The following is an 11,311-nucleotide window of genomic DNA, read 5'->3' on the forward strand; positions in this document are numbered from 1 at the left end:
ATCACGGTTTAACGCATAGGCACAATGAAGCACATCGTACTCCTTGCCTGAAAAGTTTAATCTAGCTTTGAAAGCCATAGTTTTAAAATTTAAAGGTTAAAAAATTGATTTATCGTAGCCTCCGCTACATTAATTATAAACCAAATATTAAGCCAATTATTGTGTATGTTGCTCATATATAATGGCTAACACAATCAATTATTTCTGAAATATTAGCCTACGGTAAGGAGAACGCAGATTTTTGAGAATAAAAAAAATGATTTTTTTTCAAAAAAAACAGAGTCTGATTTTTACTACAGTATGTAGATCAAAACATTGTAGCATTTTTGGACAAGGTGTTACTTTTAGAGACATATTTACAGACAAAGCTAATTTTTGTACCAGTCGAAGCACGAAGCTGAACCAAGCTTTAGTACCTATATTTTTTAATTAAGATATGATTTCGAAAGAGAACTTCCTACTAATGAAAGTTTAAGTACTGAAAGCGTAACTTAATAGGTAATTTTTATTTAAATGGATTAGCTTGTGTATTATTTAAGTACATCTGGGTACATCATCTTATATACATCGTATATACTAAATACGCATTTATTGGAAGAATTTTCAACCCTTAAACCTCTTTTTACGATAGTAAAGTTGGTTTGGATGTGATTAACACTATCATATTGATCTACAAAAATCCATTTGTTAGATGCTGGAAGATCCCAGAAATAGAAATCCCCATGCACTTTATTTATATTTGTTTTATAGCCTTTGTATTTTGATTTTAAATAATCTAATATTTTTTTACTCTCTTCCTCATCAGCGGATGAATATCTGTATCCTAAAAACTTTTTAGCGTTATAATTATCTATATAAATCCATAAATCACTATGATCGGAGACATTTCCATTTGGAACCTCATAGGATGAAATTTTAGCACTTCCAATTTTAAATCCATCCAGTTTAGTAGACGAGTAGCCCTTTAATCCATGGCTTCCCACAAGATTTTTACGAAATTCCTTATGCCCTTCAATAACTTTAGAAATATCTTCGTCAAATTTCAAAGCTTCCAGATCAGTTCGTGAACTGCACGATACCACAAGGCAACCAATTAGAATAATACCGATAAGTTTATTCATTTAGATTTAAGTTTTCCGTAGATCTCATTTATTTAACTCTTAAATATTCAGTTTTTTCGCCTCCGGCTTCAATAATCAATATGTCGTCCTTAAAGGAGAAGTTAGAGTCAAATTCCTCATTTGCCGTCGCCTTTCCTTTATAGTAAATTTTATCATTGCTAATTCTATATGTCATTTTCGAAACAACCTGTTCATTTCCCTCCCCTGTTGTTTGAATAAATTCGCCATTTGGGGTAAACTGTACATACATTTTTCCAATATATGCGCCAGTTTTAAGATCTTTCATGTTGCTAACCCATTTGCCAATGATTTTTTTTTCTTGTTCTTTTGTTTGAGCATTACAGCCTAAAAAAAATACAATTGCTACTATAAATAATATTCCCCTCATAATTTCTTGAATTTAAAATCTTACACAGTTTTAAAAAGAAGATTTTGTTACTTTGTTTAAATCACAGTTAATTTTTCTTGCTTGCTTTTTCTTTGGAAACGAAAATCCAGGTATACGCTGTCATCCGGATTTTTTGTGTTTTTTAAACGGATAATACCTTCTCCATCAACTTTATTCACCAAAGAAACTAATCTTCCATAGCCCTGGAAATCCAATTTAAATGTTTCTTCATACATGGGTTCCAATTCATAATCAGGATCCTGTATCAACTTTACAAACTCTTCTTGTCGCATTTTTTTTTCATTTTCTCGATAATGCAAAGTTTGGGTAACCAATTCTTCCCGTTCTTTAACCAGACTGATGTATGCCTGAATATCTCTTTTACTGATTAGTTCATATATTTTTTTGTACTCATTAAACACTTCATTACGAATGTTTTTCTTTTCATCCTCCTGTTCCTTGTACAAATCAATGGAGTTGCGCCAGCCTACAATATCAAATGGGACCTCGGCATTAAAAGTTTTGTGCCATTCATAAGCCGGAAATCCTTTAAATTTATGAGGCTGTTTGCTGACATAATCTCCATCATAACCAACCTGATTTTCTTCATCCCACTTTTCTATCCACTGTTTCTCTGACTGATCTATATGGATTCCATTGTTGGCATTCATATCACTAAAATACACCGGTTTTTTAAATGTTTCCCTTGTAAAATGAGAAAATGTTAAATTTACATAACCTTCTTCTCCGAAAAATGCCTGCTCAAATTTCGGATACATCATAACCTTAATGTCATGTTCACCTGATGTTAGCAGCAATTGGTTGATGTCATGATCTCCAGTAATACCACCGCCACTTTTGGTAATTGGCCCCATTATCCTCAACAACAAAACATCATCCACAAATACCTCAAATTGACATTCCATGTTATCAATATAGATCCTGTTTATTCTCCTTTCCGTTATAGATGTATCTTTTTTCTTAGGGAATTCTATGCTTTTTTTTTCCATTGTAATTAAGCGATTTCTTTGTTTCCAAAAATTTTCAGTTTGTTCTAACTGCTTTTTTGTTTTATCAGGCAACTGATGTTGACATGATGCAAGTAGAAGCGACAAGCCACTCAGCAGTATAATTCTAGAATTTATCATGGTAGCAGATACTGTTTTGTTAAATTAGGAACATCTGCTTTTAAAAATGGATCCTTATCGTTACTAAACTTTAGCATACGTTTAAACCCTTGAACTACTATCTCTGCTTCAAATGTAAATATTAAGCCAGAAAAGCCTAACTCAGGTTTATAAAATACACCCTTTTGATCTGAATCGAGCACAAGTTTGGCAGCGAAATAAGCTTTAGCAGCTCCTTGTGCCCTAAGTTTTACCTCAACTTCCATAAACCAGGATTTGTATTTAACAGCAAAGTTAATTTTGAGTGTTATCTCTACCCCCATCTCTGCACCTAAATCCAGGGTTCCACCTTTTACACCAGACAAACTATTAATCTCCAGTGCTTTGAAATCGAAACTAAGCTTTCCATAAAATTTCGCTTCAAAGGTAATACCGCCATTTAAAGCACTTAAAGCTAACTCAGTTCCGGTAATCATGGCAGCAACGAGCGGATGCATTCTACTTCCAACCGCCAGTAAGTCAATAATAAAGGATGCCCCAATCAAAGGATCTCCTTTAAAATTTAATTTTCCAACGGTCGCTATTTTACCTGCATACTGCCCTTCTCCTTTTTGTAAGCTCCAATTAATTGCGGCATTTAAAGATGGAAATTGTACCTCGAACATGAACGGAGGACTTTTGGGGCTCTTTTTTACAGCGCCACCGATCGTATCTTTTACTTTGTCTGCAATTTCTTTATATTTTACAAACACATCGAGCACTTTTCTTATTTTCTTCCCAAATTCAACCCCAACTTCTGATTTTGATTGTTTCGAATCCCATTCAGCCTGAAGCTTTAGTTCAAATTTGGTAAGCATTTCCGGGCTGTTTTTCACCCTTGCGGATTCCTTACCGGCAGCAACAGCCTTAGATTGTGCCTTTCTGTTATCTCGAATAATCTCCTTAACCTCATCTGGTTTCGGATTTGTTCTGCTATACTCTGGAAGATTTCCATGCGTGTAAGCCGCAGAGTTAACAAAATTATAAGAGAACTCAAGCGTCCATTCGATATCCGGATAAACCTGGACATTTAATGTAGGATTATTTTCTACAGAAAAGTATCTACATGAATGGACATGAACTAAATATTCATTAGCTGAACTATAAATGTTCGTTAAAGTAGCCTTATTCATAGGCCATATATATTGTATAGGCATTAAATCATGCTTACCTATAGCCGATACAGCGGGGATTGTAATACTTCCTTCCTTCTGTGCCTTTTTCTCATTAAGATTGTACAGGGTAATTATTTTATCATGTTTTTTTCTATCAAAACAAGCTTTGGTATCGAAATTAACCGGTTGTATAAGAATATTCTTTGGCGTACTACCCAATATGGTTTGATAATTAATGGTTTCCGCGTTATGCCCGTAATATTCGAATGAGATATCCACCCGCCTATTACTTGTATACTCATATTCGTTTTTGTATTTGATATTATCCCTACCCATTTTATCATCCGTAGGATTAACCTCACCATGTCCGGCTGCTTTGATACGATTAGGATCTAACTTTCCTTTTATGAAAAACTCCCTAACTGTTTTTGCCCTGTTTTCTGACAATATATTGTTGTGGTTTTGTTTACCGATAACGCAGGCAAAGCCATCAAGCTGAATAGTACTGTACCGGTGTTCAAGTAAAAATTGCAAAATATTGTTAAGCTGTTTAAGGCTTTCGGGCAAAAGTTCGGTGCTATCAAATTTAAAAACAATAGATATCAGGGTTTTTTCACGCTTATCCTTGATATTCCTAACCCCTTTCCCATTATCGAAGACAAGAACAGGTTTAGCTCCTTCTTCAGTAACATTAATCTGTTCAAACTTACACAGTTCGAATCTTTTTGCGTTTTTATCCGGTTCATAAATGGTAACCGGCGTTCTGTTTTGTGGCTTCTCTACAACTTGAGAAACGACCTTATCCTTTATTCTTAAAAACCTCGCATGTGCAGTATCTCCCTTTTCATCCTGGACATATACACCTGTTGTTGGATGAACAATGCGGACATAAAATTCTTCCACATCTGATCTGTCCTTCATCGATTGATACCAGGCAAATGTATTCGGGATTTTCAGGTTGATTTCGCCATTAATTACGTTAACAAAATAGATTTTCCGGGTAACCTCGTCTTCTTTTGGCAATAAACCATACGCCGAACGCAATTTCCTGAATACCCTAACCTCAACATTGTTATATCCGTTTAAACCTTCGGTATTAAATTTAAGCCAAATCAGTTCCCCATAAGAAAACTGATAGGTTTTGCGTACATCTTCACCACCCTCTGTACGGCTCCACTTACTATCTACAATTCTGGCAGGCGATTCACCTCTAATTTTTATACCTGATTTACCATCAAAATTGCCACTCCATGTTGCTTCGATATAAAATAAATAAGGTCCTGATAATCTTCTTGGTATTTTTAAAGCATACCTTGCGCTACCAGGCAATGTTCTTTGAAAGTCTATAAATCCTTTGTTGTTAAAAACAGCCCATTTTATCTCTTTTTTCTTATCCTGCTCGGTAGTTCCTGGCAACCATTCGCCTACTTTAAACCATACAAACTGGCTTGGTTCAACAACCAGGAGCTGATTGGCTACGGAGCCTTTTTTTGAATTATATACCTTACCCTCTCCTGCCCAGATAATTTTCTTAATTCCCTTCGCCATATTTTATGATTTAACACTTACCTCCATGCCTTCAAAATCATTCGCGGATTGATCTAAAGATTCGGACATTGGATTTAGCTGTGACTGTACATTTTTATTTGCGTTATCGAAGTTCTGTTTTGAGGCTTCTGCTTTTTGTCCATGCTGAATAATTTCAATGCAATCTGTACCACCAACAGGGCAAGTTGCCTTGCTGTCTTCAAGCAAAATTTTACCTCCGTTAGAAAGTATGGTTTCTTCATAAAAGCCCGACCACTTGGTTACAATGGCATTACAGGGCCTGTTGTTCATCTTTGAGCATGAGCCGAACATATTTTTTTCAAAAGTTGCATTAATATCAACTGTAGTGGCTATAGGCTTCTTGCTCCCATCCTTATCATTGGCATATTCTTTAGCATGGGTTAGTACCTTTAGTTTATCAGGCGCTGAACCAAACTTGCACATGCATTGAGCACCTTGAACAACAATATGTTTTTCTGCCATATCTTTATTTATTAAATAACCGTTCCCAAAATCCTTTTCTTGATGAACCATCAAGAATCACCATATCTGAAACAGGCAAATGATCAATATTGGTATCTAAAATAAAATCGTGATCAAATTCTTCATTCCCATCAGGAATTATTGATATTTTTACACTTACACTTGTTTTCACTACTTCTTTAAAGGTTACGGACGAAAAAAGCGAAACAATACGTTTACTCTTTGGATGTAAAAGATAATATCCTTCATAATTACCTTCAGCTTTGTGTTCGATATATTCATCATCAAGGGGAAGAATCTTACCATCATGTAATAATTCGATTCCGCCGAAATCGTTGGTTTCCGCACTCAATTTTTCAATGGTTTGATACCCTTCTATTTTAAAATCCCGCGCAATGGGAAATTTATATACGTTTTCAATGGAGTGGTTCCTTCCATATTCCTTATAGATTGGGCGGAAAAAAGTATGAAGAAACCAGTCATTATTTAAAAATGCGATTTGTATGTTATCCTGGCTGGAAAGCTGTTGTTCCATTTTTAGCAGGTAATCTTCTACCAGGCCACCTTCAAAATCATTTAAAATTTTATTTCTTACCGAAGGCCATCGGTTCAATATTTCTTTGTGGTTATAAATAGATTCAAAACCTCCGTTATGGTCTACCGCAATTACCAAAGGATAGAATACTTTTCCTGCAGCATAAGCCAAACGATCGGCTATAAAATCCGGTAGAGTTTCATTAATAAAAACATCACTTATCCGTTCAATCTGGAACAAGGCCTGACCTTCAACAACAGGCTTTAATCGGGTTAAACGCAATTGGTACTTAACCTCATTATTTTCCTGTTCTTCATCAAAATTAATCACAACACTATAATTAACAGACTGCTCAGCTGGCCATTCCAAACGAAGGGCACATATGCCCGGATAGTAAACTTTTTTATTTGCAATGTCCACCTTAATGTATAATTAATTCTAACATTCTGTTTCCTTTTCAATAACAGGCTATTTCACTTGCATAACCAGTTTTAATACTTCTGCCTGGTTCATGCGTATCGAATTCATTTTACCGAGGCTTCTTCTAGTCATAGTTGTAGCAATCTCGGTTTCTAAATTTTTACCCGTTTCTTCCACATTATCTTTCCACTTAAGCGGGACAGATTTTGAAGGGCTATAGATTGCTTTACGCGATGTGATCTGACGATCTTCATTGTTGCGATAAGTTGTCATTTCAATTGCTTCCGGACTTAAATAACGGATCTTTTTACTGAAATGCACTTCATCAGCCGAGGCTGCTTTTACCGTCTCAATTTTACCAACACTGTTATACTGATATTTAAAATTCCAGGTATCTTTTACTTCCGATTGACTTCTTAAGGTCGTAATCTTTGATTGCAGAATGTTTTTTCCCCACCTCCCCTGATTTGCAGACAATAATAGTGGATAAATGTCTGAGATGGCATAATCCTCGAGATAATCCTCCAGGAAATCGAACAAACTTATAATGGAGTGTTTATCGTTTACCTGTTGCTTTAATAAAGAATAAAACTTAGGATAAAGTACATACCGATCAGTTTGATTGATCAGCAAGCTATGATCTGAGTCTTGAAATAAGATTCGTAAAGTCTCATTTGCATCTGAATTGTTTAATACCGGTTTTATGTTAAGATACAGACCCTTATTGGTTGCAGTTAAGGTATATGCTGTAGCTTCAGACAAAAACCCCTCAGCCACTTTATATACAAATAAACTGTCGCCCAAAGTGTTATGTACATACAAAATCCTGGTCGTATCACGTTCCGTTTCTTGTGCAGATTTAGATTCTACATACCGGGTTAATAAAATTCCGCTGTAAATATTTGCGGTCTTTTTCCCCTGTTGCGCTATCGTGCAGCCCATAAACAGGAAATTCAGAATCATTATATTGATTATTTTAATCATGCTTACTTTGGTGTTGAGGCCGTTAAACGCGTTGCCGTAATTTTCCAGAAAATACTTTTGCCTGCGGTAATGGTGGCCGAAATGCCGTTTGTGGTTTTTACGCCTGTTTCGTAATAAAAGTTTCCACTTGTCCAGTACTGCTGATCCCCAAAATCTGTCGATGGAACCGCATATTTGATTCGATCAGGAACATCAACTTCTTCAAATAGTGGCTTGCCATCTGGTCCTTTCAATTGTTTGCCATCCGGTCCTTTTACGGGTTTTTTAACTTTTTTCGTAACATGCTCATGCGTCCCTTTATCTGTTTTATCATCATGATTGCCCTTATCTTTATATCTGGCAGATGTACCATTAGCGGCAACAAACTCATCATAGATGTTTTTTGGAATTTCTACGAATTTATATTCGTCAAATTTGTTTTGCCCTAATTTATTATATGGATTTGTTTCAGAATTTCCCCATGCAAGAAAGTCAGTTCCATCCCAGAATTCCGCTCCATCTGTAATATCTTTCACGCCAAAACAAACATCAAGCACGGCGTATCTGGACAGTTTCGACTTTTCATCATTTTTATCCGGAAGTTCTTTTTTATTGGGTACCGACGAATATCCGGAAGCCAATAGCGCGCGCCAGGTTTTCTTTGTTGAAACAGACCTATTGTGACTCGTGAAAGCTACACACCTGAGCTCCTTAATATCTGCATTACCAGATTCATGGCTGATGATATAAGCAATGTACCTGAAATCCGCATGAACCAGTGCGTTTCCATCATATTTTACCAACTGGGATTCATCATTAACAGTTTCCCAGTTTTTTGCCGGTACTGCCTGATCATATTTCGCCTTCGTGGTCACGAAAATTTTAGCACTGCCAGCTATTCCCCCCAGAAACTCACCCTCCCTTGTATAATAAACATATTGTGTAGCATCCTTAGGCTCCTCTGCGGGCGAATAACTACCAAATTGAACATTTGCCATAACTAACTCGATTTACCACCTTGACCCACCACTTTTTTATTGCTAACCAGAAAAAGATTTTTAAGTCTTGCTTCAACATTAATATGATCGGCTATTTTTTGAATAGTATTTCCAACCACCAGTTTATACTCTGCTTTTACCCTGACGTTCATATTGGTACACTGTTTTTTGATGGCCATAACTTAAAATAATTTTGATTTCTCTGCACTGTTTACTTCAACGGTTTTACCGCTTTGTAAAGTCATATTTTCTTTCTGACTAAATAAAGTAATTTCGCTGGCCAGTTCATTTGAGGTTTCAGCCTGTCTTATGAAATCTTTAGATACAGACTCCGTCCGGTTATCAGAATTTTCCTGAATATTACCTGTAGCACTTAGCGAATAATTATTTCCTGCTATCATCGAGATGTCTTTATTAACAGATATACTTTGATTATCCCCTACGCTTGTACTCTGATCTTTCCCCACTTGCACATCCATATTTTCCTGAACGTTAATCTGCATATTCTTACAGTTCAAACTCATGTTTTCGAGTGCCGTAATGGTAATATTATTGCCTTTGGTATCAATATGGATGATATTTTGATGGATATCCGTAATTTTTATACCCTGGGTATTCGGGTCATCATCAAACTCAACCAGGTGCCCGCTTCTGGTAATGATACTCTTCAGGTGGTTTTTAATCAACGGGCTACTGTCTACGCTCGAACTGTGGTACACACTGCCCATCACCACTGGCCGGGCAATATTTCCCTCTTCAAAAGCAATCATCACCTGGTCGTCTATTTCTGGTATGGCAAAATACCCACGGTTATTGCCTCTATCGCCTATACCTGCACTTGGGGTTACCACACGCAGCCACTCGGTCACATCGTTGGTTAAACATTCCCATTTAAATTTCACCTTAATACGGCCCTGCCCTTGTGGATCGTTATTATCAATTACATCGGCCAGTTGCATATCGGGCTGTGGCTTTTCAAAGTTTTTAACCAGCAGGCGCTCTGTAGTCGATATTTTACCTTCAAAGGTATTGTGGTATTTACCATTTTCATCAATATGATGTTTAATGCCGGTAATCAGGAATTTACCTAAACTTTCTGACGTAAAGGCCAGTTCTTTACGCAGGCTCATGGTAATTTCGGCAATGCTACCAATACTTAAGCCGGCGTTATCGCCCCTTGCGGTAACTTTTAAGAGTTCACTGGTATTGGCTTTTTCTTCGTTTTCTACAAGGTCTTTAATATCATTCCCATTATCAACCCTGATTAAGGAAGGTTGATTGAAGGTTTTGCTGAAAGTGAGGTTGGAAGCTTTAATGGCATGTGATAAATCAGGCGTACCATCTACTTTGCCCGTGCTCTCGCTAAGCAACATCTCATTTTGCTTGGGATTGTAGGAGAACCGTTTATTTTTAATCGGCGCTATTTCCATTGCATATTGCATTTCCTGCACATCCCTGCCATAAAAAAGCGCTATTTCTTTTTGGGTATCGGGTTTTCCGAAGTTTAGCTGCTTACCATCATAAAAAAACCACTCATGGTATTCGGCCGAAAGCCGGTTTAGAAATGCAAAATCGCTTTCTCTATATTGGATAATATAGTCTATTGATGAACTCCTGGCAGCATTTGCAACAACTTTTAAATCATTAGCCGGTGTATCTTTCGTTGCCAGTTTTACAATTTCGTTCAGATCTTTATCTAAATAAGAGCCTAAATCTGGTCCGCGGTCGATTAAAATCGTTGGACTATAACCACTTACAATTAAAACACCATGATAACCATGGCTTTGCGATAGCTCTACCTTCGAAACCAGTCCTACAAAATTCTGCATACCTTCCGGCGAATAACCAAAGGATGCGGTTAAGGTTTTGCCTACAAAATCGCGGCTGTCGTCTAAGCTGATCAATCCTGGTGCCCCCATCTGATCATGGTTAAAGCGCAGCTCGAAATAATGATGTTCGTTAAAAGCCTGTTGAAGACTAAAGGAAGCAAAATGGGTAATTTCCTTATCCTCTATATTGATTTCTGCAATGAGTTTCTTTTCCATATTGATTTATCTTGATCACAACAATAGCTCAAACCCGATACAGGGTATATAAACACGCGGTAAGATTAATAATAAACCCATTTCCGCTGTACACCATGTTTAAAAGAATATTGCGTGTGGATGCCGAACCAACCGTTTTACCTGAATAGTAATCGTTTTTTACTGCAATATGTTTGAGATGGTTAGACATAATTGAGCATTAATTTTTGATATAAATTGTGATGCGTGTAATGCATCACAAAGCAATATTGATTTGGGATAATAGGTAGATGTAGGGTGATAAATAATAAGCGATCAAAAGCGCCCCGATAAATCGGGGCGCTCTAATTATGATATATTTAATGCGGATTAAGCTTTAGGCCAATCGTTTTCATGTTCTGCATTGCCCAGTTTTAACTTGCGGGCAGAAACTACAAAACTTAAAGTCATCGGTGTATTGTCGTTTACCGCAATACCCTCGTTATACTGGATGATGTAACCATCTTCGAAAGACAGTTCCTTCATTTTTGAATCTTCTTCGCCTTTCTTA

General features: G+C 36.7%; 11 protein-coding genes. All 11 read right to left on the reverse strand.

Annotated elements, in window-relative coordinates; translation table 11 throughout:
- Positions 1–530: 530 nt before the first annotated feature.
- Positions 531–1,121, reverse strand: a complete 591-nt coding sequence (locus tag AC04Q1_RS26275; protein ID WP_478367492.1) for a hypothetical protein — start codon at positions 1,119–1,121, stop codon at positions 531–533.
- Positions 1,122–1,149: 28 nt separating this feature from the next.
- Positions 1,150–1,509 carry a hypothetical protein gene (locus tag AC04Q1_RS26280; RefSeq protein ID WP_478367493.1) on the reverse strand — a complete coding sequence of 120 codons (360 nt, stop codon included), beginning with the start codon at positions 1,507–1,509 and terminating at the stop codon, positions 1,150–1,152.
- 56 nt (positions 1,510–1,565) lie between these two features.
- Positions 1,566–2,657, reverse strand: a complete 1,092-nt coding sequence (locus tag AC04Q1_RS26285; protein WP_478367494.1) for a hypothetical protein — start codon at positions 2,655–2,657, stop codon at positions 1,566–1,568.
- Positions 2,654–5,338, reverse strand: a complete 2,685-nt coding sequence (locus AC04Q1_RS26290; protein WP_478367495.1) for an OmpA family protein — start codon at positions 5,336–5,338, stop codon at positions 2,654–2,656. Before AC04Q1_RS26290 ends, AC04Q1_RS26285 begins: the two co-directional genes overlap by 4 nt.
- A 3-nt stretch (positions 5,339–5,341) precedes the next feature.
- A complete protein-coding gene (locus tag AC04Q1_RS26295) occupies positions 5,342–5,821 on the reverse strand; it encodes a DUF4280 domain-containing protein (protein WP_478367496.1) in 480 nt (159 codons plus the stop codon).
- A 4-nt stretch (positions 5,822–5,825) separates the two neighbouring features.
- Positions 5,826–6,776 (reverse strand): hypothetical protein, encoded by a 951-nt coding sequence (locus AC04Q1_RS26300; protein WP_478367497.1) that lies wholly within the window; start codon positions 6,774–6,776, stop codon positions 5,826–5,828.
- A gap of 48 nt (positions 6,777–6,824) precedes the next feature.
- On the reverse strand, positions 6,825–7,739 hold the full coding sequence (locus tag AC04Q1_RS26305) for a hypothetical protein (RefSeq protein ID WP_478367498.1): 915 nt from the start codon (positions 7,737–7,739) through the stop codon (positions 6,825–6,827).
- A gap of 23 nt (positions 7,740–7,762) precedes the next feature.
- Complete coding sequence (locus AC04Q1_RS26310) at positions 7,763–8,737, reverse strand: hypothetical protein (protein ID WP_478367499.1); 975 nt, start codon at positions 8,735–8,737, stop codon at positions 7,763–7,765.
- Positions 8,738–8,739: 2 nt separating this feature from the next.
- A complete protein-coding gene (locus AC04Q1_RS26315; protein ID WP_478367500.1) occupies positions 8,740–8,916 on the reverse strand; it encodes a hypothetical protein in 177 nt (58 codons plus the stop codon).
- A 3-nt stretch (positions 8,917–8,919) separates the two neighbouring features.
- Positions 8,920–10,782 carry a type VI secretion system Vgr family protein gene (locus AC04Q1_RS26320; protein ID WP_478367501.1) on the reverse strand — a complete coding sequence of 621 codons (1,863 nt, stop codon included), beginning with the start codon at positions 10,780–10,782 and terminating at the stop codon, positions 8,920–8,922.
- A 348-nt stretch (positions 10,783–11,130) separates the two neighbouring features.
- Positions 11,131–11,311, reverse strand: a 181-nt coding sequence (gene tssD, locus AC04Q1_RS26325; RefSeq protein WP_478367427.1) for a type VI secretion system tube protein TssD, incomplete at its 5' end; no start/stop codon positions are given.

The organism is Pedobacter humicola (genome assembly GCF_056490705.1).